Genomic DNA, 26189 nt, shown 5'->3' on the forward strand with positions numbered 1-26189 from the left:
TCATTTTGGCAAGGATGTGATCATGTGTGGAATAAAATAAGTAAGTTTTACTCACCCTTCATTGATGTACTATCTTTTTCCTTATTAATCCTAACAATCAGTTATGTTGCAATGAATTATGGAACATTACCAGATGAAATTCCAAGACATTTTAATGCAATAGGCGATCCTGATGCATGGAGTGGGAAGGGGATGCTAATTGTTTTTTTGATTTTAAAAGGTTTTATCTTGCTTATGCTTTTTCTATTAAATTACTTTGTTTTTATCTCAAACGAAAGTGCAAAAGACGCAATTGCTTTTGTGAACATTCCTTTTGTTAATAAAGATCAGCTTACTAGTGAACAGGCAGAGGTCGTTCGAAAACTTTCGGCCCGAATGTTGGCAATTGTAAACGTATGTGTTAGTTTCCTATTCTTTTATATAATCTACGGAACGATCCAAACAGCATTGGAAAATCAACAAGGGCTAGGGTTGATGCCGCTCTATATCACAATCGTTCTTGTAGTGATTTCATGTTATTACACTTGGAAGATCTACCAGACTGCAAAAGCTGAAAATAGTTAATGAGAAGGAGAGGTGGAAGCATGCTTGTTTTTGATGGTATACGGATTATTCATATAATAGCGGGCTTTTTAGCGCTATTCACCTTTTGGATTCCCGTTGTGACAAGAAAAGGTGGGGGAGTCCATAGAGGTATAGGGTGGGTGTACACGATTTCGATGGTAGTTGTCAGTATAAGCGCTTTTTATATGGGAGTCTATCGTATCTTTTTTGATTCAATAAGTGATCAAACAGTGATTGCATTCTCGTGGTTTCTCATTTTTATTGGATTGCTAAGTGGATCGACTGCGTGGTACGGAATAAGAGTTCTCCATTTTAAACGCAGGAAACATCCACACCGAGTTATAATTGATTTACTTATTCCACTATTTTTACTTTTAGGTGGAATAGGAATGGTTATTTACGGACATCTGATCGATTTTCCATTATTAGCGTGGTTTCCACTTGTAGGAATCTTTCTCGGTGCGTCTCATCTTTGGTACTGGTTGCGAATTCCGAAAATGAAGAAGCAATGGTGGATTGAGCATCTTGTAGGGATGTTAAGCTGCAGCATTGCAACAATTACTGCTTTTACTGTGTTTGGTGCACCTCAGCTTATTGATGTTGAGAGTGTGCATCCCGTTCTTTGGTTTATTCCAACGATTATCATTGTCCCTATGATTATTGCGTTCACTTGCTACTATACGAAGAAATTTAAATGAGAAAAAATAACTCGGAGATAGTATACTTTCATCCGAGTCTTGATTGAGTATGTATGAATCACCCTGTAAAATGGTTAAGTAAAACAATTTTAGATGAGAAAAGGTGTTATGCGTGAATAGATTTATTGTAATTGGAGCGGGGATTCTTGGCGCATCTACTGCGTATCATCTTGCAAAGGCAGGAGCAGATGTAACGTTAATTGATCGGGCAGACCACGGGCAAGCAACTGATGCCGCAGCGGGCATTGTCTGTCCGTGGCTTTCTCAGCGTCGGAATAAAGCTTGGTACAGCTTAGCAAAAGGTGGAGCAAGATATTATCCAACATTAATCGAGGAATTAGAAGCGGAAGGGGAAACCGACACGGGCTATGCAAAAGTCGGTGTACTCAGTCTTCATTCTGATCCGAAAAAACTAGATAAGATGGAGGAACGTGCTAAAAAGCGACGTGAAGATGCACCAGAGATCGGCCAGATTACGAGATTGTCTCCTGCTGAAACGCAGGCGCTGTTTCCACCACTGGCAGAGGAGTATGGTTCTGTTCATGTGAGTGGAGGTGCTCGTGTGAACGGGAGAGCACTTCGTCTTGCTTTGATTAATGCTGCCAAAAGAAACGGAGCAACATACATTCAAGCAAGTGCCGAGCTAACCTATTCAGGAAATCATGTAACAGGGGTTAAGACTGATGGGAAAACAACCCTTGCTGATCAAGTTATTGTGACAGCAGGAGCTTGGGCAAAGGAGTTGCTGCAACCACTTGGTATCAATTTTTTAATAGAGCCACAAAAAGCGCAAATAGTGCATTTGGAATTGCCTGAGACGAACACAAAGACTTGGCCTGTCGTGATGTCACCAACGAGCCAGTATGTGATCGCATTCGATAACGGTCGAGTGGTAGTAGGGGCGACTCATGAAAATGGAGTCGGCTTTGATGACCGCGTGACAGCTGGAGGCATACATGAAATCTTTGATAAGGCATTTGAAATTGCCCCAGGCTTAGCAAATAGCACGGTACTTGAAACAAAGGTAGGCTTCAGGCCAGTTGCCCCAGAATTTTTGCCGATTATTGGAGCAGTACCAAACGTTCAAGGACTCTTGCTTGCGAATGGTCTCGGTTCTTCAGGTTTAACAGTGGGACCTTATATTGGAGCCGAACTTGCAAAGCTTGCTCTTGGAAAGCCAATCGAAATTGATCTCGAGCTATATGATGTGGCTCGTGCGGTAAAAGAGTTAAATGAATAAAAGAAGTGCCCTTACTTTTTTCGCAAGTAAGGGCACTTGTTGTGTCTTATTCTTTATGTTGACTAGGCACTTCGCAACCATCTTCAGCACAAAATGCACCGTCTTCATTACTTTGTGCAAGTGGTTGTAGCGTCTTTTTTTGAGATTCTTCTTCCCAAACTTGTTGTAGAGCACTACTAAATGTTTCTGGAGGTTGAGCTCCAGAAATCGCATATTTCTGATTGATGACAAAGAAAGGTACACCTCGTACACCGATCTCTTTAGCTTCTGCTTCATCAATACGAACGTCCTTCGCGAAGTCATTTCCTTTTAGAACAGATTCTACTTCCGCACGATCTAATCCGAGCTCGACAGCTAAGTCTAGTAACACCTGATGATCGCCTACATTTTTATTCTCGCTAAAATAGGCGTGTAAGAGTCGTTCAGTCACTTCAGTAGCTTTTCCTTTTGATTCTGCAAATTTCGCAAGACGATGGGCATCGAATGTTTCACTAACGATATCAAATTTGAAGTCTAATCCGACAGTGGCTGCTTGCTGGGCAACATTCTCGTTCATTCTTTTTGCCTCTTCAATCGACGTACCATATTTCTTAGCAAGCGCTTCATCAATTTTTAAAGAAGTATCGATGCTTCCAGGAGGGTTTAATTCAAAGCTTTTATAAACAACCTCCACTTTATCTTTATGAGGAAATGAGTCTAAAGCTTGCTCCAAACGTCTTTTTCCAATATAGCAAAACGGACAGACAAAGTCAGACCAGATTTCAATTTTCATCATGCACACCACTTTCGTTAAGATAACGTTACAGTACCATATTTTTGATTGGAGTTCTAAATAATTGGCTTGAGAGAGAAAGTTATATTAGGAAACAATGATGCGGCATAAACTAACTTACGATATAACAAGGTCAGTTCTCATTGGAGCTGGCTTTTTTGTTAGATAAAAAAGCATTACCACAAGCATTTAGAAAAGTAACAACTGCTTGGGTAATGCTTTTAGACAATCTAATATAACGACTAGTCGGTCTTTTTAAATCGATAGTTATAGTGAAGATATCTTAAGCGACCTGTGTCTTATGTTCTTTTTGTTGTTTTTCGATTCTTTTAATATCTAAACGAATTAAAATTGATAAAATGAAAGCGAATACAATTAATCCTACAAAAATATTGAACACAGGAATGTAGCTCCCTGTTGTATCTCTGATTTGGGATACAATCATTGGCCCTAGGACACCGCCAAGTGACCACGTTGTAAGAAGATAACCGTGAATCGCACCAAGTTGTTTTGTGCCGAAAATATCCCCAATGAATGCAGGAAGATTGGAAAATCCGCCTCCATAACAGGAAATAACGATTAAAATAAGCGCTTGGAATAATAAAACGTTTGTAACGTTAGGAAGTAACAAGAACGCTACTATTTGAATAACAAAGAAAATCATGAATACAGTTGGGCGACCAATGTAGTCAGAGATTGCTGCCCATCCCAGACGACCACTGCCATTCAAAATACCCATAATTCCTACCATTGTGGCAGCGCCAGCAACTGATAATCCAACCATCTCTTGAGCCATTGGAGATGCAACAGAAATAACCATTATCCCTGTAGTCGTATTAATGAGCATCATTCCCCAAAGCAACCAGAAGCGTCTTGTTTTTACTGCTTCTTTCGCTGTTAATTGCGCCAAATCTTTTTTTACCACTTTTTTACCAGATGCAATATCTTTCTTCATTCCAGCAGGCATCCAACCTTCTGGTGGAGGTGCGATATAAGAAGCTCCAAGGATCATGATAATAAAATAACTTCCGCCTAAAATGAAGAACGTATTTGAAATACCAATTGATGACATAAGTGATGCAGCAATTGGTGCTGTGATTAGAGCGCCAGCTCCAAAACCGAATACCGCCATTCCTGTTGCTAAACCTCTCCGGTCAGGGAACCACTTTACAAGTGTTGAAACAGGTGATATGTATCCTAAACCAAGTCCCATCCCACTCATTAACCCATAAGTAATCAAAAATAGAGGAAGTGAGTCAATTAAAACGGCTAAACCAGAACCAACTTGACCTAAACCAAATAAAATAGCAGCTAAGATCGCTGATTTTCGTGGACCATTTCGTTCAACAAAACTTCCAAAGAAAGCAGCTGATGTTCCTGCGAGCGCCATCATTATTGTGAACGCTATTGTAATTTGAGTTGGTTCCCAACCAATTGCTTCACTGATGGGGTTTGTGTAGACACTGTAAGCGTATGCAGCACCAATTGAAAGGTGGATCGCAACGGCTGAAAGCGCTATCAACCATCTGTTCTTAGTAGTTCCCATATTCATTCTCCCTTCTTATAACAAGAAATTTCGTTAATACTTATCTGATATCTGATGTCACAAAAACTTCATAATCTAAGAATACAATTAAATATTCGAAAAATCAAACTAATCTATTAAGTTTAATGGTTTTTAATTTTAAAATAATTTTCTATTTAGTACAATCGAAATGAAGGTGCGATACTAAGTGGCACGACATTTTTATGCAAGAGCCTTTTAGCGTAATTATTTTAATGCCCTAACCAACTCAACCAAGCTTGAATATAAATAAAGAAATGAACCATGCTTCTTTGTAGAAATAGTAAAAGCATACAAATCATCTATAATCAGAATTTTTAATTATTTAACCGCATAAACTATAAAAATAAACAATGGATCGAACTAACTAGGAAATGATGTAAATCAAATAGATTAGCTACCTTTTTAGAAATAAAATAATTTTGAAGAGAGGAGGTAACAGAATGGACTATCTCATGTTCTGTGATCATTGTGGAATGCCTAAACCGATCGGGGAATACATCATGAGGGAGTACTTTTGGATAGCAAGCCATGTCTATTGTAACAACTGCAACAAGCCAAATAAGATACCAGAACACTTACAACAACTATCTCTACAAATGAGAAAAGGCTGTAAAGGAACAAATGAGTAAACATCTAACATTCTATTTATTGACAGAGACTTGTGTAGGACATACCTATAGAATCTCAAATAGGACAAGCGCCTTAAGTGATCAAGAGATAAAAGCGTAGACAAATAGATAACGATTGTCTGAAGCTCTCCTGTTAATGAAGGAGAGCATTTTTTGCCTCCAAACGTCTAAACAAAAGAAAATGTGTATAAGAATGATGTAGAATGGAGTAAGTTTAAAGGGATTTTAATAGAAATGATTGAATTCATTATGACATGTATAAATAAATTTTGTATATAAAGATGTAATGATATGAACTTTTAATGAGAGGGACTAGACATGTAATACAATTATCTAGGGATAACAGGCCTAGAGATGTGTTCATTATGGTTAGGGACAATGGCCTTTGGAAGGTTGATGAGGATTTGTAGACCACGATTTTAGAAACGGCAAAGAAGAGGGTATGGCAGTTTAACTGCCCGCCTTCTTCTTTCATTGTTGCATGACTTGCTTAGCAACATTCATGCCAGATAGAACTGTTCCGAGTGTACCGGCTCCAGGAAAAACTGTATCTCCGCACAACCAGAGTCCATCCATTCCTGAATAACTAGAATAAGACGTTAACCAGCTATACTTATTCGTTGAAATATAGCCTCCAACTTTACCGTCTTCACGATGAACAAAGCGTTTAAAAGTGACGGGCGTTCCAGGTAATAAAACATCGATGGAAGACTGAAAGGCAGGGAAGTGACTAGAGATTGTTGAAATAATTTTGTCGGAATAGGTTTGTTTTTTCGTCTCGTAATGTTCCCTAACCCACCACTGACTCGGTTCGGTGTGTGTAGAAATTGTAATTGAGCGTTTGCCTTTTGTTGTCATTAATTGATCATCTTGGACTGAAATGGAAAACAAAAAGTGATTTCCTTCAGCTAAAGGCTGATCGTAGCTCTCTATAAACTGGTGAAACAAAGGCTCTTTTTCATGAAGAAAATCACGGCAACCGACGTAAAGGGAAAAAGCACCCCAGGCTTGTCGTATTTTTTCTTTGTCTTCTTCTATATTAACTTTTCCCTTTACATCTTCGGCTAGTAGGCTATGGAGGTTATGAATTGAATTGTTCAAGACAAGCTGTTTTGCTGTAAAAATTTCTTTTCTTTTTGTCAAAACATGCCATAGATCTGCTTTTTTCTGAATTCCTATCACTTTGCTTCGTTTGATGATTTCTCCACCATGATGTTGAATGAATTGACCAAGATCTTCGGCAATCGTTGCAAGTCCCCCGTAAACGTAGTAAGCACCACGATGAAAGGTTTGCAGGGCGGCATAGCCTATAATTGCTGATGACTGGTGAATCGTTGTTTGGACACTATCCATAAGTTGGCCGTTAAGAAAAGTGATAAAACGTTTATTTGATAACAGTTGATATTTTTTCAAACGGTCTGCCACACTTTGCGTGAAATATGGCAAAAGCTTGACAGACTGGTTTGAGATAAGTGGTAACAACTGTTTGAGATGAATCAAATTCTTTGGTGGAAAGGTCGGGTTTTGTGTAATAAGTTGATTTAGTAGGCTTCCAATTCGAAACACTTCCTCATAAAAAGCAATGATGTTCTCTTGGTCGCTAGGAAACTGTCTGGCAATTTCCTTATACCAATTCTCTGCTTCACGAAAGTAACGAATCGTTCCATCGGGCATATGAACATCCATGATGATCGGTACATTGATTAATTTAGGAAGAGGGAGGTTTAATTCTTGATACAACCTAAAAAGCACACCACCTTCCTCAAATCCCATTCCAAGCGTCGCCCCAGCAGCAAAGCGATAGCCAGAACGATCAAACTTCCCAGCACACCCACCTAATTCATTCGAGGCTTCTAATACCACCACTTTATAGCCTTTTTTCGTCAATAAAGCTGCCGTAGAGAGCCCGCCAATCCCAGCACCGACCACAACCACATCAGTCTTCATTCTCATCCTCCTCAAAAAAAGCTCGAAAGTTTTTGTATAAGTTATGTATAATTATTTTAAAGATATTGAATCAGAAAGTAAAATGATAAGTGAATCTTTATGCATAAGCACGAAAGTGAAATTAATTATTCCATCCAGATTATGGTGGATTGAATAAAAAACTTTTTTGTGACAAAAATCTCTTAAAAAACTAATTTATCAGCATTTTTAATGAGTATGTTATTAAAACATACTTGACTTATAGGAATAATGCGACTACGATAAAAATAATCATTTTTTCATTGGCAGTGAATGGCAAGATTTATTGAAACCAGGCACTATAATTAAAATGACTTATGATAAGTTTATATTTTTTGTGAGGTGGATATAGTTGCAACTTCAGGTATTGAACAGTCCATTTAATGAGGAGCAGGCAGAGCTCCTTAACCGTCTTCTGCCGACCTTAACAGAATCGCAAAAAGTTTGGTTGACTGGTTATCTGGCTGCGTCTCAAGCTGCTGCGTCTCAAATGGCAGCAACGACAGCGATAGCAGAAGCACCAGTGGCAGAACTTCCTGCAGAAAGTGCTGCACAACCAATCTCTAAAGAAGTAACGATTCTTTTTGGTTCACAGACAGGCAACGCACACGGGCTTGCTAAGAATGCAGGTAAGACGCTTGAAGAAAGAGGATTTCAGGTGACTGTCTCGTCTATGAGTGATTTTAAGCCGAACAATTTAAAGAAGGTTAAAAACCTACTAATTGTTGTGAGCACACATGGAGAAGGGGACCCGCCAGATAATGCTATTTCTTTCCATGAGTTTCTTCATGGGAAAAGAGCACCGAAGCTTGAGGATTTCCGTTTTTCTGTATTGTCGCTTGGAGACAGCTCATATGAGTTTTTCTGTCAGACAGGAAAAGAATTTGATCAGCGCTTAGAAGAGCTTGGCGGCACACGTGTATATCCACGTGTGGACTGTGATCTTGACTTTGATGAGCCAGCAGCAGAATGGCTTGAAGGAGTTCTTAGTGGTTTAAGTGAAGCGCAGGGTGGAAGTGCTACTCCTGCTCAGGCAGCAGCTGTAACTGAAAGTGCTGAATCGGTATATTCTAGAACAAATCCGTTTAAAGCGGAAGTTCTTGAAAATTTAAATTTGAATGGTCGCGGATCAAATAAAGAAACGCGTCACCTTGAGTTTTCGCTTGAAGGATCTGGTCTTACATTTGAACCAGGTGATAGCCTTGGTATCTACCCAGAAAATGATCCAGCTCTTGTAGATATGCTTCTTCTTGAAATGAATTGGAATTCTGAAGAAATTGTGACGGTTAATAAACAAGGAGACGTTCGTCCGCTTAAAGAAGCGCTCACTTCTCACTTTGAAATTACCGTTTTAACAAAACCTCTTCTTGAGCAGGCAGCAAAGCTTTCAGCGAATAAGGAGTTAACAGATCTTTTATCAGCGGGCAATGAAGACAAATTAAAAGCGTATATTGACGGACGCGATTTGCTAGATTTAGTTCGTGATTTTGGTCTATGGGGTGTATCAGCACAAGAATTTATCTCGATTCTTCGTAAAATGCCAGCGCGTCTTTATTCCATTGCAAGCAGCTTATCAGCGAATCCTGATGAAGTGCATTTGACAATCGGCGCTGTTCGCTACAATACACATGGGCGTGACCGAAACGGCGTTTGCTCGATTTTATGTGCAGATCGCTTACAACCTGGAGATACGCTACCAATTTACATTCAACATAATGATAACTTCAAGCTTCCACAGAACCCAGATACACCAATTATCATGGTTGGGCCAGGGACAGGTATTGCACCGTTCCGTTCTTTCATTCAAGAGCGTGAAGAAACGGGAGCAGAAGGTAAATCATGGTTATTCTTTGGTGACCAACATTTCGTAACGGATTTCCTTTACCAAACTGAGTGGCAAAAGTGGTTGAAGGACGGCGTGTTGACAAAAATGGATGTCGCATTTTCGCGTGACACAGATGAAAAAGTATACGTACAGCACCGTATGGAAGAACAGAGTAAAGAATTGTTTAAATGGCTTCAAGAAGGAGCAGTCGTTTACATTTGTGGAGATGAGAAGCACATGGCACATGATGTCCATAACACTCTTATCGACATTATTGAAAAAGAAGGCGGCATGAGCCGTGAAAAAGCGGAAGAATATCTTGCCGACATGCAACAGCAAAAACGTTATCAACGTGATGTATACTGATTTTGGACTGGAAGGAGAAAACACAACATGGTGAACCAAATTTTAAAAGCGCCAGACGGCACTCCAAGCGATGTTGAGCGCATAAAAAGAGAGAGTAATTATTTGCGTGGTACATTGAAGGAAGTTATGCTGGATCCGATCAGCGCTGGAATTCCAGATGATGACAACCGCCTAATGAAACATCATGGTAGCTATTTACAGGATGACCGAGATCTCCGTAATGAGCGCCAAAAGCAAAAGCTTGAACCAGCGTATCAATTTATGCTACGTGTCCGTATGCCAGGTGGTGTAGCAACACCAGCTCAATGGCTTGTGATGGATGAGCTTGCTCAAAAATACGGTAACAGCACTTTAAAGCTGACAACACGTCAGACGTTTCAAATGCACGGTATCTTAAAATGGAATATGAAAAAAACGATTCAAGAAATCCACGCTTCAATGCTAGATACAATTGCGGCTTGTGGAGATGTGAACCGTAACGTTATGTGTATTTCAAATCCAGATGAATCAGAAATCCATTCAGAAGTATATGAATGGTCAAAAAGATTAAGTGATTATTTATTACCGCGTACAAGAGCGTATCATGAAATTTGGTTGGATGAAGAAAAAGTAGCTGGTACAGCAGAAACAGAAGAAGTCGAACCAATGTACGGACCGCTTTATTTGCCACGTAAGTTCAAGATTGGTATTGCGGTACCTCCATCGAATGACATTGATGTTTATTCGCAGGATCTTGGTTTTATTGCGATTGTTGAAGATGGAAAGCTTATCGGGTTTAACGTAGCAATCGGCGGTGGTATGGGTATGTCGCACGGGGACAAGGAAACGTATCCACAGCTTGCTAAAGTAATTGGCTTCTGTACGCCAGACCAAATTCTTGATATAGCAGAAAAAGTGATTACCATTCAGCGTGACTACGGAAATCGTTCTGAACGTAAAAATGCCCGCTTCAAGTACACAGTTGATCGTCTTGGACTAGAAACAGTGAAGGCTGAACTAGAAAACCGTCTTGGCTGGAGCCTTGACGTAGCGAAGTCATATCATTTTGACAGTAATGGCGACCGTTACGGCTGGGTGAAGGGCGTTAAAGGAAAATGGCACTATACAATGTTTGTTGAAGGCGGACGTGTCGTTGATACGGATGATTACAAGCTCATGACGGCTGTGCGCGAGATCGCTAAAATCCATACTGGTGATATTCGACTTACGGCAAATCAAAACTTAATCATTGCTAATGTATCAAGCACAAAAAAGAAAAAGATTAGCGAATTGATCGATCAATTTGGACTGACAGACGGCAAGCATTATTCAGCACTACGTCGTAGCTCTATTGCGTGCGTAGCTCTTCCAACATGTGGACTCGCGATGGCAGAAGCAGAACGTTATTTACCAGTGCTTATTGATAAGATCGACGCTATTGTTGATGAAAACGGCCTACGTAACGAAGAAATTACGATTCGTATGACAGGCTGTCCAAACGGCTGTGCCCGCCATGCACTAGGCGAAATTGGCTTTATCGGAAAAGCGCCAGGCAAATACAACATGTATCTTGGTGCAGCCTTCGACGGTAGCCGTCTAAGTAAAATGTACCGCGAAAACATCGGTGAAGAAGAAATTTTAAAAGAACTACGCTCAATTCTTCCTCGCTATGCAAAAGAACGTCAAGAAGGCGAGCACTTCGGTGACTTTGTCATTCGTGCAGGTATCATTAATGCAACAACTGATGGTGCAAATTTCCATGATTGATTAAAATAAAGTAGAGACAGGACTCGGTTCCTGTCTTTTTTTCATTATTTTTTAGTAATGAGAGGATTTTAAGGGTGTTTGAATCAGTTAAGACTTGGTTATATAAAATTAAAATACTTCTCAAAAGAATGGAGGAATGAATCGATGCCCTATCATTCTTTAAGCGAACTTCCTGAAGGAGTAAAAGACAATTTGCCACATCATGCCCAAGAGATTTTTAAAGAAGCCTTTAATTCAGCGAGTGAAGAATATTCGGAAGAAGAAACAGCATTTAAGGTAGCGTGGAATGCAGTTAAACAGAAATATGAGAAAGACAGCGATGGTAATTGGGCTAGAAAATGATCTAGTTAAAACCAAGATTAACAAAAGAAGAGTTGCGTCGTTATCTTATGATAATGAAGTTGCTTTATTGTAAACACTTTTTGTTTGGTGATCATATAAATCAATATGATAAACTATTCGTACAAATACTTATCACTAAGGGTGCAATGTTTGCTTTAGAAGAGTGAAGAACTCTGACCCTTTGAACCTGATCTAGGTAAAACTAGCGTAGGTAAGTGACACTTTTAAACGTATGGTTGAAAAAGGTCACTAGTATTTAGTGATCTTTTTTTAATGATCAAATAATAAAGGAGAGCTGGAAATGGATATTAAAGAACAAGTGGTTTTAGTGACAGGAAGCAGTAGAGGACTTGGAGCGGCTATCGTCAAAGCCTTTGCAAGAGAAGGCGCAAATGTTGTCGTTAATTATTTTCAAAACGAGGCAAAAGCACAAGAAGTAGTTGAAAGTATTGGAAAAGACTTAGCTATTGCGATCAAAGCAGATATTAGAGAACAGAGTGAAGTGGAAATAATGTTTGAACAAGCGAAGAATCATTTTGGACGACCAATTACAACGATTGTCAATAATGCTTTAATTCATTTTACATTTGATGCAGTTAATAAGAAAAATGCAGATACTGTTACGTGGGATGATTACCAAGTACAATTCGAAGGAAGCATTAAAGGGTCATTACATACAGTGAAAGCGGGCAAGAAGGATATGGCTGACCTTAACTTTGGTCGAATTATCAATATCGGGACAAATCTCTTCCAAAATCCAGTTGTCGCCTATCATGAATACAACACGAGTAAAGCAGCTCTTTTAGGATTTACGAGAACAATGGCAAGAGAACTTGGAGCAAATGGAATAACAGTAAATATGGTCTCTGGTGGCCTTTTAGAGAAAACAGATGCTAGTGCAGCGACCCCTGATGAAGTGTTTAAAATCATCGAACAAAACACACCGCTTCAAAAAGTGACAAGCCCTGAAGAAGTGGCAGACTCTGTCCTGTTTTTTGCGTCCCCTTGGAGCCGAGCTATTACAGGTCAAAACTTAGTCGTTGATGGCGGCTTGGTGATGGATTAGAGGAATATCATGCAAAATGCCTTATTGTTTTAGAGATAATAAGGCATTTTTTTATTGAGCCACGAGTATGTAGATAAGCTTCTTCGTATGGATTATTATGAAGATTGGTTAGCAGGAATTAAAGGTTAAATCATTGCAATGGTTGCGCACCTTCTGCTGAATTAAATAGTCAAATGAGCATCCGTGTTCATAGAAGATATTTCTATAGAGTAATGTCTAGTTATGCTTTATTATAAATGAGGAACAATAGATTTTCTTAATCAATTCCAGAGGTATACCAAAAATGGTATACCTCTTTTGACATACTGTACTTATAGAAAGAGTGAACATTGACATATGATCAATTTAAAAAGGGCGGTGCTTCATTTGAAATTATTCCATACAGCGGATTGGCACCTTGGAAAGCTTGTTCAAGGTGTATATATGACAGAAGATCAGAGATATGTTTTACAACAATTTGTACAGGCGATTGAAGAGGAGAAGCCTGATGCAGTGATCATTGCAGGTGACTTGTATGATCGTGCGATTCCACCGACAGAAGCGGTTGATTTATTAGATGAGATGTTAGAGACCATTGTCATTAAGTTGAAGACACCAGTGCTTGCGATTGGTGGAAATCATGACGGTCCAGAACGATTGAACTTCGGTAGTCAGATCATGAAATCAACTGGCTTTCATATTGTTGGTCAATTCAGTAGTACGTTTGAGCCTGTTGTATTGAAAGATGAACATGGAGATGTGCATTTTCACTTAATTCCATATGCAGATCCTAGTAAGGTACGTTTTGAGCTGCAAAGAGATGACATTCGTACTCATGATGATGCAATGAGAGCGATCATTCAACACATCATAGAATCGATGGACGAGCAGGCTCGACATGTATTGATTGGCCATGCGTTTGTCACTCCTGGTGGTGAGCCAAAAGAGAATACGAGTGATTCTGAACGACCTTTGGCCATTGGCGGGGTAGAGCATGTTCATGCAAGTATTTTTGAACCATTTCATTACACAGCACTGGGACATTTGCATCAAGCTCACTATGTCAGCAATGAAACGATCAGGTATGCAGGCTCTCCGTTGAAATACTCGATTTCAGAAGAGCATCATCAAAAAGGTTATTTTATTGTTGAACTAGATCGAGATGGACAAGTAACGATTGAAAAACGATTACTTGAACCAAGACGGAATATTCGAACAGTCGAAGGTAGAATAGACGACATTGAACAGCATGAACGAAACGAGGATTATGTCTTTATTAAACTACTAGATGAATCCCCTGTCCTTTCCCCAATGGAACGTGTTCGCTCGGTTTATCCTAACGCAATGCATGTTGAGCGAAAGATCGTTCCAGTGATGGCTGGAAACGAATATGATGCTGTGGTCGCACGTTCGAAAATGGATGAACTCTCCCTGTTTAAAGCCTTTTATAAAGAAGTAAAAGGAACGGAGATCTCTGCAAAATCGGAAAGATTATTCAAAGAAGCCTTACAGGAGACGATCGAAAAGGAAGGTGAACGAGGATGAAGCCTATTAAACTAACGATCACTGCCTTTGGCCCATATAAACATTCTGAAACGATTGATTTTAAGGAGCTAAACGAACAACGTCTATTTGTAATTTCTGGTAATACAGGAGCTGGTAAAACCTCGATTTTTGATGCGATTTGTTTTGCCTTATATGGGGATGCCAGTGGAGAAGATCGCGAAGACGCTAAAATGCTACGGAGTCAATTTGCGACAGATGAAGAAAGCACATCGGTCGACTTCGAATTTGAATTACGTAGACGCACATACAGAGTGTTCAGGCAAATGGCTCATGTGAAAGGAACGAACAAAACAGCAACGGGTGACAAGTATGAAATCTACGAAACGACTGGTGAAAGCGAAGTACTACTAGTCGATCGGTTAACAGTCGGTAACGTGAACCAAAAAATTCAAGACATAATAGGACTCACAAAGGATCAATTTAAGCAAATTGTGATGCTGCCCCAAGGGGAATTTCGTAAGCTTCTAACGTCAGATACGGAAAACAAAGAAGAAATACTTCGTAAAATTTTCAAAACAGGTCTATATCAATCGATGACCGAACGATTAAACGAAAAGCGGATCACATCACAAAAACAATATGAAGCCAAGAAGCAAGAACGTGATCTCTACATTAAAAATGTAGAAAAATCGTTACCAAAGCGCGAAGACTCACTCCTTATGCAAGTATTTGAACAAGAGAACTACAACACGCATCAAGTTATAGAAGCTCTTGCGGCAGAGATGACGCATTACAAAGAAGAAGCAACAAAGCAAAAGAGTTTGCATGACGAACACAAAAAGAAGTTACAAGAACAAACAAACCATTATCATCAAGCCAAAACGGTTAATGAACGGTTCGATGCTCTCAGTAATATGCAACAGCAAAAAGAAGACATGGAGCAGCAACACCCACTGGTACAAGCAAAAGAGAAAAAGCTACAACAAGCAGTAAAAGCGAGTCAAATTGACATACATGAAGATCACTATCTTGCGGTCAAAAGTGAATTAGTTGAGTTAAAGCAAACGTTAGAAGCACAAGCGTTGGAATTAGAACATGCAGATAAAGAGTTAACGTTAGCAGAGGTAGCTTATAAAGAGGAAGAGCAGAAAGAAACAGAGCGTGAACAAGCTACACTTTCAGTCAGTAAACTACATGAATACATTCCTGATGTCACAGGACTTGATAAGAAAAAACAAGAATTGGCTAAACTCGAGAAAGAAGTCGAGCAACTAAAAGAAAAAGCTAATCATTTAAATACAGAGCTACAAGAAAACAAAAATGAAAAAAGCAATCTCTCTCACAAGATCAAAGAACTAGAGGCAAGTGTTAAATCACTACCTGAGAAAACGGAGCAACTGCTCGAAGTCCGAGAACAAGTAAAAGCATTACAAGAATGTATCGACCTAACAACGAAACAAACAGAACTATCGATTGTAGCTTTCAAGACAGAAGCAATCTTAGGTAATGTGAAAGAAGAATACAAAGAGCTAGAGACAAAATGGATTGAAGGACAAGCTAGTATTCTAGCTGAACATCTTCATGATGGAGCAGCATGCCCAGTTTGCGGGAGTCACGAACATCCAAATAAAGCGGAGTTATCAGAAGAGATCCCAACAAAAGAGATGCTTGAGAATAAACGAAGTGAAAAAGATGAGGTAGAGCGGGCATTTTTCAGCTCACAAGCAGAGCTAGGGACGATTACTTCACAAATTGAGACGAAAGAACAAGAATTACGTAAACTAGGGATTGAACCTAGTGTCATGAAGGCAACTCTTGAAAACGTCTTAAATCATGAACAGGATCTACAAACGGAAATAACACGCCAGAAAGCGGATCAACAAACGCTCGACCAATGTCAGGATAAGCTAGCACAAGTTGAAGAAACAATTGAACAACTAGAAGTGAATAAGAACCTAAATGAAAAGCAATGGAACGAAACACTTTCAACCTGTAAAACAGAACAAGCACTATATGATCAAAGGTTTGGAACAATCCCAGAAGAACTACAATCGCTTGAAGCTTTGCAAGAAGAAATCAAACAAGCAGAGCAAGCCAAGCAAACGTTAGAACAAAAATGGAAAACGGTACAAGAACAGCTCACCCGTGCAAAAGAACGTATGCTCACGATGAAAACAAAAGTAGAGAGCTTCACGAACCAACACAAAACAACATCAGAAAAGCTGGAGAAAGCCCTAACGACTTTTAAAGAAGCACTTTTAGAAGCGGATTTTCAAACAGAAGAGGATTATACGAGCTCAAAAATGACTAAGACAGAACGTGAAGCGTTAACGAACGAAATCGACTCATTTAAGACAGACTTCACTTCCATAAAGAAACAAATCACCGGGCTTGAGACAGAGCTCCAAGACAAAGAACGCTTTAATCTTGTTACACTCGAAGAACAATTAAGAATGCTAGAAGAAGAAATTGAGAAGATGAGAAGTGAGTTAACGCAAGTCGAACATCATTTAACAACAGCAGAAGATGCCAATAAGAATATTTTAGCGGCGAGTGAGCAAGTAAAGGAAGCAGAAGAGAATTTCTATTTGCATAAAGACCTCTATGATGTAGTAAGAGGAGATAACAACAAGAGAATGTCATTTGAGCGGTACTTACAAATTGAATTTTTAGATCAAATTGTTCAAGCGGCCAATCAACGCTTGCACCGGCTTTCTAATGGACAATTTCATCTTATCCGCAGCGACAGACTAGAAAAACGAGGCAAGCAAAGCGGCTTAAGCCTTGATGTATACGATAATTACACGGGACATAATCGTGACGTCAAAACATTATCAGGTGGCGAGAAGTTTAATGCCTCACTAAGTTTAGCACTTGGCATGGCGGATGTGATTCAATCGCACCAAGGTGGGATCTCAATTGAAACGATGTTTATTGATGAAGGCTTCGGCTCTTTAGATGAAGAGTCATTAAATAAAGCCATCGACACTCTGATTGATCTTCAGCAATCAGGAAGACTAATAGGAGTTATCTCACATGTTCAAGAATTAAAACAAGCAATCCCAGCTATATTAGAAGTGAAAAAGACAAAAGAAGGCTATAGCAAGACGGAATTTGTTATAAAGTAAATTGAAAAAGGTTCCTTTAATCAAAAAAGCTGTTGAAACATGTTTTCAACAGCTTTTTTCTATTAGTTGAACAGGGCCAGGGGTGTGTTATTTACGTTTTTCGGTCTAAGGGAGAGATAATTCGGTCTAATTCAGTATTTATCGGTCGAACACTATTATCTGTTAAATTTCGATAAGGCCATCCCCTGGTATAAAAGCAGATATCAAAAAGAAAGACGATCAAACCTTTATTTTAAAAGCAAAAGTCAAAAACAGCCTTGGCCTAAATAGCTGGATCTTATCATGGGGAAGTAAAGCAAAAGTATTATCGCCAAAGTCGCTAGTTGAAGCGATCAAACGAGAAAAGATGAAAACGATCGAACAGCATAGACAAACCTAAAATTTTAATACAGTGGATCTCTCTAGAGAAGAGAGGCTTATTGTCATTTTAAAGGTTTGTACTACGGTTTAGACGAGTGAAAGATAGAAATAATAACAAACAAGGAGGCGATAAAATGGAACGAGAGCTAGCCTTTAAAGCATTAGTCGGATCAGCGAATTATAACTTATCAACTGCAGAGTCAGATAAGGATTACAAAGTCTTTGTGCTGCCAACCTTCAACGATTTATACCACGGTAAGCTGTATAAAGAAAGTAAATTCAATGAATCTTTCGACGAAGACTATCATGACATTCGAAAACTCAGTAGCCTCTTTTGGAAATCTAATGTAAATTTTGTCGAGGTGCTTTTCTCGACTAATATCACAATAAATGAAAGTGATTTGATCAAAGAATCTCTCGAAAACATATTTGCAATGAAAGATGAGATTGCAGCAATGAATTTACCTTATCTCTACCAAGCATGTAAAGGGATGTACTTCAGCAAAGCAAAGTATATTGAAAAAGGGAATAAAGGTACACATTATTTAATTGAAAAATACGGATATGACACAAAGTCTGCGATGCATGCATTTCGAATTATGGATTTTATTGAGAGATTTGCAGAGAATGGATTTACTGATTTTAAAGGTGCTATGCAGTATGATGATAAAGGTCGCAATTCAATGCTTGTAATAAAAAATGGAGAGTATACAAAAGATGAGTACTTTACGTTAGTGGAAGAGAAAATGACGACCTTTGAACAATTGGAGAACGTCTACAATTGTCAACCAGTTAGAGAAGACATCAAGTATGCTTTAGAAAATATAATCTATCAATTAGTATTCAAAAAAATATGCAATGAACGATGCTGAATTTGTGATACATAATGAATCATTAAGCTGTAAATCATTTCAAAAAGGATTTTAGTGAAATTTCTTCTATCAACTTTTAAACTATGAAGTGATGCTAAGTTATTTTTGCGTGATAAAAGTGGATAAACAGAGAGAGCATACTTGGAGGAGCCAGAATAAATGAATGCATTTCCAACTGAGAAAGATGTACAACAATGTATAGATCTATTATTAAATCAATATAGAGTTCCAGATCGAATCATTAAAAATATGTTTGGTCAAACAAACTTTACTAGGTTAAATACTTTACTCAAATCATTAGGAAAAGACACACTTGATCTAAAAGAATTAACGAAAATGCTTATTAACGAAAAAGGAGCTTATCTCTTTGCTGGTAGTGGGGAAGAGGTAAGGGCGCTAAGGACTCACTTATTAAGAAACTTATCAGAAGATGAATTGAATCAATTATATTTGCGAAATCCAGCGACTAATAAATCGATTACATCCCCGTCTTATATGATTTCACCATTAGTCAAGAAAAAGTGGATGATGGGTGGAGTGTGGCCACGTGACTTCGTTAAAACATTAGGCTTTCCGCTCGTTTTTTCAGGGATCTCTGTGCCGAAAACAGCAGCTACAGAAGCGATAATGGATGTAGAGGCGAGAAAAGCCGTTCCGCCACTTGCTGATTTTCAGTTAGGTTTAAAGGAACAAATGCTACGTGTGTTGAGTTCAGAAGGGGAACATACACGTTGCGTTGTAACATTACCTACGGGAGGCGGAAAAACAAGGGTTGCGGTTGAAAGTTATATTGAATGGATGCATGCGGGATTTTCTCAAGGAAAATACTTGATTTGGATTGCGCAAAGTGAAGAATTGTGTGAACAAGCTATCTCTTGTATTTCAGATATGTGGCAGGAAAAAGAGTATCCTGAGTCACTTAGAATCTACCGTTATTTTGCTGGGAAAAACATTGGAGAAGAGCAGTTGATAGGTGGGGCAGTCATTGCAAGTATTCAGCAATTGTATTCAAGAGTCAAAAATAATGACCCAGTCTTAGAAGAAATCCTTCGTCATTGTGGAGCGATGATCATTGATGAAGCTCATCATGCCGTTGCACCAATGTACAATCAACTTCTTGAAAAAGCGCAAGACATTTGTGGACCGAGTCTTTTTCCGATATGTGGATTAACGGCAACGCCTGGTAGAAGTGATGGTGATACAACAAAATTAGTCGATAAATTCCAAGCGCATTTGCTTCAACCACAAATATCAAATGACCCAGAATATCATCGAAATCCGCTTTTATACTTTAGACATAAAGGCTTTTTAGCAAAGCCAAAACATATTATCTATGAATCGGGACGTGCTTATGAAGTAGACGAACAAAATATAGATGTCGATGAAGATATGATTAATGCTGAATTACTAAATGTACTGGCTAACGATGAACACCGAAACTATCAAATTATTAAAAGACTAGTTGAGATACCAGTTGGAACAAACACGCTCGTCTATGCTTGTACTGTTGAGCATGCAGAGTTTCTCTCTTCGACTATGAATGCCATAGGCCGTAAATCAGTAACAATTTCATCAAATACGCCAAAGGCAACACGCCGTATGTATATTGATGCGTTTAAAAAAGGAGAAATTGAATTCTTATTCAACTATGGTGTATTAACAACAGGGTTTGATGCCCCGAAAACGGAGTATATCGTCATATGCCGCCCAACAACCAGTGTTGTCCTCTACGAACAAATTGTTGGAAGGGGATTAAGAGGGCCTAAATTCGGCGGGACAGAGTATTGTACAATTATTGATTTTGCTGATAATTTAAAGCGTTTAGGAAAACCACTCGCATACGCTAGGTTTAGTGCATTTTGGGAGAGTGAGCAGGTTGGGGTAGGGGATTAGGTGCAGAAGGCGAACGGTTAAAAGCTGTTCGCTATTTTATTTTGCATAAATAACTGTAAATCCAAATTGACCAAAATAAAAATGGGACCAGTTGTTATATTATTTTCAAACAAGCATAGTTATAAATTGAGTTTCATCTAGTAATTTTGAAAAGTTTTAATTTGTTACAGAGGTTTACAAAGTTTAACTAGATACAGCTATCTACCTACTGTTTATTGTTTTCATCAAGTAAATAATCGAAGAGGAAGTGATTAGAAATGAAAGCATTAGTATTAACTGAACTTCAGAAGCCTTTAAAAGTTTTAAATATGCCTGAACCGACACTAGCTCCAGACGGGGTTATCGTTCGTGTTGAGGCAAATGGAATCTGTCGCAGTGACTGGCATGCGTGGATGGGTGATTTTGGCTGGCTTGGTATCAATCTAGAGTTACCTTTTGTTATGGGACATGAATTTTGTGGAATCATTGAGGAAGTGGGAAGCGAAGTCAAAAAATTTAAAAAGGGTGAGCGAGTCATCGTGCCGTTTAGTCAAGGTGATGGCACATGCGAATTTTGCGTAACGGGTCACCAAAATGTGTGTGAAAACACGTTACAGGCTGGATTTAGTTACTGGGGTGGTTATGGACAATTTGCTCATGTGCCTAACGCAGATGTCAATCTCGTCACCTTACCGGATTCGATTGATTTTGTTGCAGCGGCAGGACTTGGATGTCGATTTATGACCTCGTTTCATGGGATTGTCGATCAAGCACAGGTTAGACCTGGAGAATGGGTAGCTATTCATGGCTGCGGTGGTATTGGTCTTTCTGCTATTCACATAGCTTCATCTATCGGTGCGAAAGTGATAGCTGTTGATATCAATAACGATACTCTTAAACTTGCAAAAGAATTAGGTGCAGCTCTAACGATTAATGCGAGGGAAAAGGATGCAGTAGGAGAAATAGTTGAATTAACAAAAGGCGGTGTCCATGTATCAGTTGATGCATTGGGTGTAACAACAACATGTCAAAATGCTGTCAATAGTTTACGGAAAAGAGGACGTCATTTACAAATTGGTCTTACCACTCAAGAAGAACAAGGCATGGTTCCATTACCTGTTGATTTAATTGTTCAAAAAGAGCTTTCTATTATTGGATCATTGGGAATGCAGGCAGCCCGTTATCCAGCTATGCTTCAAATGGTAGAAAGCAACATTTTAAAACCTGAAAAATTAGTAACGCAAACGGTAAAAATTGAGGAAGCTGGCGATGTTTTAATGTCTATGGGTGAATTTAAAACAGTAGGAGTTACAGTAGTGGATCGATGGTAGTTTGCTTTCGTTGCTATGTAATTCAAACTTTTTTGAATGGATAAATAGAAAATGAACAAAAATAATGATTTGTTGAGTTCTTTTATAATGAAAGCGTTTTACTTCATGGTTTTTTGAGATCTTATCACATCTTATGACTACTATGATGCATCTTACTTAGGAGAAGTAATGACAAAGAAGACTGTCTCCTAAAATATGCAGATGCAATAGGAGATAAGTATAAAGAAAATGCCGGTTGCTGTTTAAGAGTTTAGGGAGGGAGAAAGCATAATACTAGCATTCTAAAATGGAGAATAAGTACACAATGTAAGGCATTACTTTTACTATCAACCTCTTAATATTTTGAAAATAAATAATTATCTGATATTATAAGAGGTATACGAAAGGGGAGAGTGCATGAAAAAGACTGCTTTAATTCTAGTTGATATTCAAAATGATTATTTCCCGAATGGACGTATGGAGTTATACGAAACAGAAAAGGCAGCAGCAAATGCCCGAAAATTGCTCGATTTCTACCGTAGCAAAGATATGCAAACTTTTCATATTCAGCATATCTTCCCTAGCCCAGATGCTCCATTTTTCGTCGAAGGAACGGAAGGGGTTGAGATTAACGAGGCTGTTTCACCACTTGAAGGCGAAATCGTTATTCAGAAGAACTATCCCAACAGCTTTCGTGAGACTCACCTTCTACAATATCTTCAAGAAGCTGACATTGAACATGTTGTCATTTGCGGTATGATGAGTCATATGTGTATTGACGCTACCGCTCGCGCTGCTGTTGATTTGGGCTTCCAATGTACGGTGATCGAAGACGCCTGCACGTCTCCAGATATCACTGTGCACAATCGAACTATCCCAGCTATTGATGTTCATGATACATTCATGGCTGCATTAGGTAGTCTTTATGCCGACATCAAAACGACGGAAACGTATTTGGAACTGGTGCAAAACTGAGAGCGATAATATGAGATGTACTTTAAAATGCAATCTCATCTAAACGACAAAACCTATCATTTATTAGCAGATGATAGGTTTTTTAAATGTCCCTTAAAACAAAAGAATTCTCTCGTAACTGGAAATAATAATGATTAGGAGTTGATACCGTAACTAATTAGGAGGAATATTCATGCAAGCAAAAGCTGCTGTTACATTTGGGAGTGGTGAACCATTTCAAATTACCGATATTACCGTTGATGATCCGCAAGCAGGTGAAGTTTTAGTTCGAATTGTTGGATCGGGGATTTGTCATACAGATATACTTGCACAAACACAAGCTTACCCCGTGCCACTACCTGCTGTTTTAGGTCACGAGGGGGCTGGTGTTGTCGAGAAGGTAGGTGTAGGCATCAAGCACATTCAGCCAGGTGACCACGTTGTACTATCTTATAGTTCGTGTGGGGTGTGCGGGAATTGTCTAAGTGGAATGGCTTATGCTTGCGAGTCCTTTTATGATCTGAATTTTGGTGGCAAAATGATCGATGGTACGAGCCGATTACATAAGGAAGGCACAGATCTTTCTAACTTTTTTGGTCAGTCGAGTTTCGCTTATTATGCTGTCGCATCTGCTCGGAACGTAGTAAAGGTTCCAAAAGATGTACCACTTGAAATGCTTGGACCACTCGGGTGTGGGACGGTTGGATTAAGTGCGATTATGGGCGCGAATGTAGCTAATTGTGGAATAATCATTGCAGTCGATATTCATGATAACCGTCTAGAACTAGCGAAAGAATTAGGTGCAACCCACACTGTAAATGCAAAAGACGGAAATGTTCTCGAGCAGATTAAGGATATTACGGGGAGAGGTGTGAATTATGCAATTGAATCGAGTGGACGTCCTGATAATACACGTCTCGCTGTTGATTCTCTCGATGTATTAGGCGTAGCCGTTCAAGTAGCAGGCGGACCTATAGGATCAGAAGTATCCATAGATATTAATACGATCCTATTTGAGCGGAACCTAAATGGCTTTTTAATGGGCGAGGGAGTGCCACAACTATATATTCCTAAACTCATTGAGCTTTACAAAAAGGGTAAATTTCCTTTCGAGAAGTTAATCAAATACTATTCCTTTGAAGAAATTAATGAAGCGATTCAAGATACAAAAATAGGAACGACTATTAAACCGATTATTAAGTTTGAGTAAGGATTTAATAACAATCAATATATTAATTAGAATTTGGTTAGAGTACCTTACCGAAAACGGGGGGTACTTTTTAATGTGATCAATATTATAAAATTAAAAAGTAATTCACGAGAAGGATTATTGGCTTATAAATTACAAAAATAGAAAGAGATAAGCAGATGTTATATACTGATCTTTGTGTAAACAAATGAACAAATGACAAGTGAGTAGGTGAGACAATGGTTAAAATAGTAGTAGTAGGCAGCTATATAGTCGACTTAATGAGTCGCACACCTCATATGCCGAAGCCTGGTGAGACTGTACTTGGAGGTCCTTTTCAAATGGGTCCAGGTGGCAAAGGTGGGAATCAAGCAGTTGCTGCTGCCCGCCAAGGCGCTCAAGTAACAATGGTTACAAAGGTTGGCAACGATCTATTCGGTGAAGATGCGATTCGCAACTTTAAGCAAGAATCGATCCAGACAACATACATTACAAAAGACGAAAAAGAAGCAACAGGAGCTGCCCTTATTGCCGTTGATCAACATAGCGAGAATATGATTGTCGTTTCCCTTGGAGCTTGCGGGAAGCTGACAAAAGAAGACGTTCAGCAAGCAAGTGAGGCCTTCCGTGAAGCTGATATGATTTTAGTTCAATTGGAAACATCGATTGAAGCCATTCAAGCGACAATTGAATTAGCAAATGAGCTTACTAAGCCTGTTGTGCTAAACCCTGCTCCTTATCAAAAGGTAGATGCAGCGACACTCTCGAAAGTAACGTTCATCACACCAAATGAAACGGAAGCAAGTCTTTTAACAGGGATCTCTGTACACGACGAGAAAACCGCCCAAGCAGCAGCTATTAAACTATACAATGCTGGCATTTCAAATGTGATCATCACACTTGGTAAAAAAGGGTGCTACGTCTATGACGGCAACAATCAAGGTCGATTAATTGAAGGATTTGCCATTGATGCAGTTGATTCAACAGGAGCTGGCGATGCGTTCAACGGTGGCTTTTCTACCTTTATTGCAAGTGGAATGTCAATTGACGAAGCAGTAAGAAAAGCCAATGCTGTTGCAGCCCTATCAGTAACGAAAGTCGGTACCTCAGTAGCAATGCCGACAAATGAAGAGGTCGAAACATTTTTAGAAACGGGATTTTGATGAATGTAGCAGTAGACATTTCAATAAAACCCACACGACGGAACTATTCTTGGGCCATCGCTTGGGTTTTTTCCTAAATAGAAAAACTAACCCCACCATCCTCGCTAATCTCTACAGTTGTGTAGCTTTCAAATGGCTTCATACTTGTGATTTCATGCTTCACCGAGCTTGAAAGGCTTTCCATGTATTCTTGGTACATGTCAAAGTCTTTGATAAGATGATAATAATAGACCCTTTTCCCTTCAATCTCGTCAATACTTCGTAACAAAAATTGATCCTTCAATTCCTCTTTAAACCATTTTCTAGCTTCATCATGACTCGTAAAATCAGGTATTCGCTCATTAATCGTTGTTAAATCAATGTTCACTCATTATCCGCCCCTTTCGTTCTACATATATTATTTATATTTTTTGGTGATTTATCCATGTGACTTGTGTCAACAAACGAACTGCTACATAATAAAGCTACAAACAAATTCCCAAATGTGAAAGCTTAAAATGAGAAACGAAATGCACGAATAGAATTCACTGACATTAGTAAAGGGATGAGTAGCATGGAAGAAAAAGTTTTGATTGTAGAGGGAACGAGTGATCGTAAGCGAGTGAAGCAAGTACTGAATGAGCCCGTCGATGTAATATGTACATATGGAACGTTAAGTGAGGCAAAGCTTGAAACATTGATTTTGCCAATTGAAGATAAGGACGTCTACATACTTGTCGATGCTGACGATGCAGGCGAAAACTTGAGAAAACAGTTAAAAAGAGAACTGCCTAATGCCACTCATTTATATACGCAAAGGGTATACGGCCAGGTAGAGACAACCCCGCTTGATTATCTGACAGAGGTGTTGAGAGCGCATTTTAAGGTGAAGAATAGGTCTCCAATAGATAACGTCTTCGAATAAAGATTTTACCTAAAACGGAGATACGGAAATATTCCTATTGGTTCATTTACTAATTTTGATTCGTGCCAACTAAGTGATTGCAGCTTAGTTGGCTTTTTTGTATTAAAAAAGTAGAAATATGATGGAATAATAGCGCATATAATCTTACAAGAATGTGGCTTCTTTCTGATGA

Annotated in this window: 22 protein-coding genes and 1 riboswitch; of the genes, 18 read left to right on the forward strand and 4 right to left on the reverse strand. The window is 38.9% G+C overall.

Translation table 11 applies throughout. The features are described 5' to 3' along the window. Positions 1-24: 24 nt before the first annotated feature. The 3 genes from IQ10_RS07325 (at position 25) to IQ10_RS07335 (ending at position 2502) form a co-directional block, all read left to right on the forward strand. Positions 25-564, forward strand: a complete 540-nt coding sequence (locus IQ10_RS07325) for a DUF1648 domain-containing protein (protein ID WP_158640010.1) — start codon at positions 25-27, stop codon at positions 562-564. A gap of 20 nt (positions 565-584) precedes the next feature. Then, positions 585-1262, forward strand: a complete 678-nt coding sequence (locus IQ10_RS07330) for a DUF2306 domain-containing protein (protein WP_144449808.1) — start codon at positions 585-587, stop codon at positions 1260-1262. 112 nt (positions 1263-1374) lie between these two features. Then, entirely contained in the window at positions 1375-2502 is a 1128-nt protein-coding gene (locus tag IQ10_RS07335) for an NAD(P)/FAD-dependent oxidoreductase (RefSeq protein ID WP_144449809.1), read from the forward strand. 46 nt (positions 2503-2548) lie between these two features. On the opposite strand, the gene IQ10_RS07340 is transcribed toward IQ10_RS07335, so the two are convergent. Further along, positions 2549-3274: a DsbA family oxidoreductase gene (locus IQ10_RS07340; RefSeq protein WP_144449810.1), complete on the reverse strand. Its 726-nt coding sequence runs from the start codon at positions 3272-3274 to the stop codon at positions 2549-2551. 283 nt (positions 3275-3557) lie between these two features. Then, complete coding sequence (locus tag IQ10_RS07345; protein ID WP_144449811.1) at positions 3558-4820, reverse strand: L-lactate MFS transporter; 1263 nt, start codon at positions 4818-4820, stop codon at positions 3558-3560. A 461-nt stretch (positions 4821-5281) separates the two neighbouring features. Here IQ10_RS07345 and IQ10_RS07350 point away from each other — a divergent pair, with 461 nt between their 5' ends. Next, entirely contained in the window at positions 5282-5470 is a 189-nt protein-coding gene (locus IQ10_RS07350; protein ID WP_144449812.1) for a hypothetical protein, read from the forward strand. 471 nt (positions 5471-5941) lie between these two features. Here the strand turns inward: IQ10_RS07350 and IQ10_RS07355 are convergent, their stop codons facing one another. Next, positions 5942-7417 (reverse strand): phytoene desaturase family protein, encoded by a 1476-nt coding sequence (locus tag IQ10_RS07355; protein ID WP_144449813.1) that lies wholly within the window; start codon positions 7415-7417, stop codon positions 5942-5944. A gap of 370 nt (positions 7418-7787) precedes the next feature. Between IQ10_RS07355 and IQ10_RS07360 the strand changes: the two genes are divergently transcribed. The 13 genes from IQ10_RS07360 (at position 7788) to rbsK (ending at position 25113) form a co-directional block, all read left to right on the forward strand. Beyond that, a complete protein-coding gene (locus tag IQ10_RS07360) occupies positions 7788-9626 on the forward strand; it encodes an assimilatory sulfite reductase (NADPH) flavoprotein subunit (RefSeq protein ID WP_144449814.1) in 1839 nt (612 codons plus the stop codon). A 27-nt stretch (positions 9627-9653) separates the two neighbouring features. Next, positions 9654-11372 carry an assimilatory sulfite reductase (NADPH) hemoprotein subunit gene (gene cysI / locus IQ10_RS07365; RefSeq protein WP_144449815.1) on the forward strand — a complete coding sequence of 573 codons (1719 nt, stop codon included), beginning with the start codon at positions 9654-9656 and terminating at the stop codon, positions 11370-11372. A 144-nt stretch (positions 11373-11516) separates the two neighbouring features. Further along, positions 11517-11714 carry a ChaB family protein gene (locus tag IQ10_RS07370; RefSeq protein WP_144449816.1) on the forward strand — a complete coding sequence of 66 codons (198 nt, stop codon included), beginning with the start codon at positions 11517-11519 and terminating at the stop codon, positions 11712-11714. Positions 11715-11841: 127 nt separating this feature from the next. After that, positions 11842-11945: riboswitch (TPP riboswitch) on the forward strand. 70 nt (positions 11946-12015) lie between these two features. Beyond that, positions 12016-12780, forward strand: a complete 765-nt coding sequence (locus IQ10_RS07375) for a 3-oxoacyl-ACP reductase (RefSeq protein WP_144449817.1) — start codon at positions 12016-12018, stop codon at positions 12778-12780. A gap of 366 nt (positions 12781-13146) precedes the next feature. Then, positions 13147-14304, forward strand: a complete 1158-nt coding sequence (locus tag IQ10_RS07380) for an exonuclease SbcCD subunit D (protein ID WP_144449818.1) — start codon at positions 13147-13149, stop codon at positions 14302-14304. Continuing rightward, positions 14301-17393 (forward strand): AAA family ATPase, encoded by a 3093-nt coding sequence (locus IQ10_RS07385; RefSeq protein WP_144449819.1) that lies wholly within the window; start codon positions 14301-14303, stop codon positions 17391-17393. Before IQ10_RS07380 ends, IQ10_RS07385 begins: the two co-directional genes overlap by 4 nt. 202 nt (positions 17394-17595) lie before the next feature. Further along, positions 17596-17772: a WCX domain-containing protein gene (locus IQ10_RS07390; protein WP_277877951.1), complete on the forward strand. Its 177-nt coding sequence runs from the start codon at positions 17596-17598 to the stop codon at positions 17770-17772. Between the two features lie 115 nt (positions 17773-17887). Continuing rightward, positions 17888-18625, forward strand: a complete 738-nt coding sequence (locus IQ10_RS07395; protein WP_144449820.1) for a DNA polymerase beta superfamily protein — start codon at positions 17888-17890, stop codon at positions 18623-18625. A gap of 159 nt (positions 18626-18784) precedes the next feature. Continuing rightward, positions 18785-20518, forward strand: a complete 1734-nt coding sequence (locus tag IQ10_RS07400) for a DEAD/DEAH box helicase (protein ID WP_144449821.1) — start codon at positions 18785-18787, stop codon at positions 20516-20518. Positions 20519-20775: 257 nt separating this feature from the next. Next, positions 20776-21828 (forward strand): zinc-dependent alcohol dehydrogenase family protein, encoded by a 1053-nt coding sequence (locus IQ10_RS07405; RefSeq protein WP_144449822.1) that lies wholly within the window; start codon positions 20776-20778, stop codon positions 21826-21828. Between the two features lie 396 nt (positions 21829-22224). After that, positions 22225-22782, forward strand: a complete 558-nt coding sequence (locus IQ10_RS07410) for a cysteine hydrolase family protein (protein WP_144449823.1) — start codon at positions 22225-22227, stop codon at positions 22780-22782. Positions 22783-22954: 172 nt separating this feature from the next. After that, positions 22955-23971: an NAD(P)-dependent alcohol dehydrogenase gene (locus IQ10_RS07415; protein WP_144449824.1), complete on the forward strand. Its 1017-nt coding sequence runs from the start codon at positions 22955-22957 to the stop codon at positions 23969-23971. 218 nt (positions 23972-24189) lie between these two features. Next, a complete protein-coding gene (gene rbsK / locus IQ10_RS07420; RefSeq protein WP_144449825.1) occupies positions 24190-25113 on the forward strand; it encodes a ribokinase in 924 nt (307 codons plus the stop codon). Positions 25114-25186: 73 nt separating this feature from the next. Here rbsK and IQ10_RS07425 read toward each other — a convergent pair whose 3' ends face one another. After that, positions 25187-25480, reverse strand: a complete 294-nt coding sequence (locus tag IQ10_RS07425) for a hypothetical protein (RefSeq protein WP_144449826.1) — start codon at positions 25478-25480, stop codon at positions 25187-25189. 186 nt (positions 25481-25666) lie between these two features. Here IQ10_RS07425 and IQ10_RS07430 point away from each other — a divergent pair, with 186 nt between their 5' ends. Then, complete coding sequence (locus tag IQ10_RS07430) at positions 25667-26017, forward strand: toprim domain-containing protein (RefSeq protein ID WP_144449827.1); 351 nt, start codon at positions 25667-25669, stop codon at positions 26015-26017. Positions 26018-26189 lie beyond the last annotated feature (172 nt).

This window comes from Halalkalibacter nanhaiisediminis, assembly GCF_007830185.1.
GTDB classification, from domain to species: domain Bacteria; phylum Bacillota; class Bacilli; order Bacillales; family Bacillaceae_D; genus Halalkalibacter; species Halalkalibacter nanhaiisediminis.

Excerpts from the sequence above, each read along its gene's own strand:
- IQ10_RS07330 (WP_144449808.1), top strand. The coding sequence starts at position 585 with ATGCTTGTTTTTGATGGTATACGGATTATTCATATAATAGCGGGCTTT.
- IQ10_RS07340 (WP_144449810.1), bottom strand. The coding sequence starts at position 3,274 with ATGAAAATTGAAATCTGGTCTGACTTTGTCTGTCCGTTTTGCTATATT.
- IQ10_RS07345 (WP_144449811.1), bottom strand. The coding sequence starts at position 4,820 with ATGGGAACTACTAAGAACAGATGGTTGATAGCGCTTTCAGCCGTTGCG.
- IQ10_RS07350 (WP_144449812.1), top strand. The coding sequence starts at position 5,282 with ATGGACTATCTCATGTTCTGTGATCATTGTGGAATGCCTAAACCGATC.
- IQ10_RS07355 (WP_144449813.1), bottom strand. The coding sequence starts at position 7,417 with ATGAAGACTGATGTGGTTGTGGTCGGTGCTGGGATTGGCGGGCTCTCT.
- cysI (WP_144449815.1), top strand. The coding sequence starts at position 9,654 with ATGGTGAACCAAATTTTAAAAGCGCCAGACGGCACTCCAAGCGATGTT.
- IQ10_RS07370 (WP_144449816.1), top strand. The coding sequence starts at position 11,517 with ATGCCCTATCATTCTTTAAGCGAACTTCCTGAAGGAGTAAAAGACAAT.
- IQ10_RS07375 (WP_144449817.1), top strand. The coding sequence starts at position 12,016 with ATGGATATTAAAGAACAAGTGGTTTTAGTGACAGGAAGCAGTAGAGGA.
- IQ10_RS07385 (WP_144449819.1), top strand. The coding sequence starts at position 14,301 with ATGAAGCCTATTAAACTAACGATCACTGCCTTTGGCCCATATAAACAT.
- IQ10_RS07395 (WP_144449820.1), top strand. The coding sequence starts at position 17,888 with ATGGAACGAGAGCTAGCCTTTAAAGCATTAGTCGGATCAGCGAATTAT.
- IQ10_RS07400 (WP_144449821.1), top strand. The coding sequence starts at position 18,785 with ATGAATGCATTTCCAACTGAGAAAGATGTACAACAATGTATAGATCTA.
- IQ10_RS07405 (WP_144449822.1), top strand. The coding sequence starts at position 20,776 with ATGAAAGCATTAGTATTAACTGAACTTCAGAAGCCTTTAAAAGTTTTA.
- IQ10_RS07410 (WP_144449823.1), top strand. The coding sequence starts at position 22,225 with ATGAAAAAGACTGCTTTAATTCTAGTTGATATTCAAAATGATTATTTC.
- IQ10_RS07415 (WP_144449824.1), top strand. The coding sequence starts at position 22,955 with ATGCAAGCAAAAGCTGCTGTTACATTTGGGAGTGGTGAACCATTTCAA.
- rbsK (WP_144449825.1), top strand. The coding sequence starts at position 24,190 with ATGGTTAAAATAGTAGTAGTAGGCAGCTATATAGTCGACTTAATGAGT.
- IQ10_RS07430 (WP_144449827.1), top strand. The coding sequence starts at position 25,667 with ATGGAAGAAAAAGTTTTGATTGTAGAGGGAACGAGTGATCGTAAGCGA.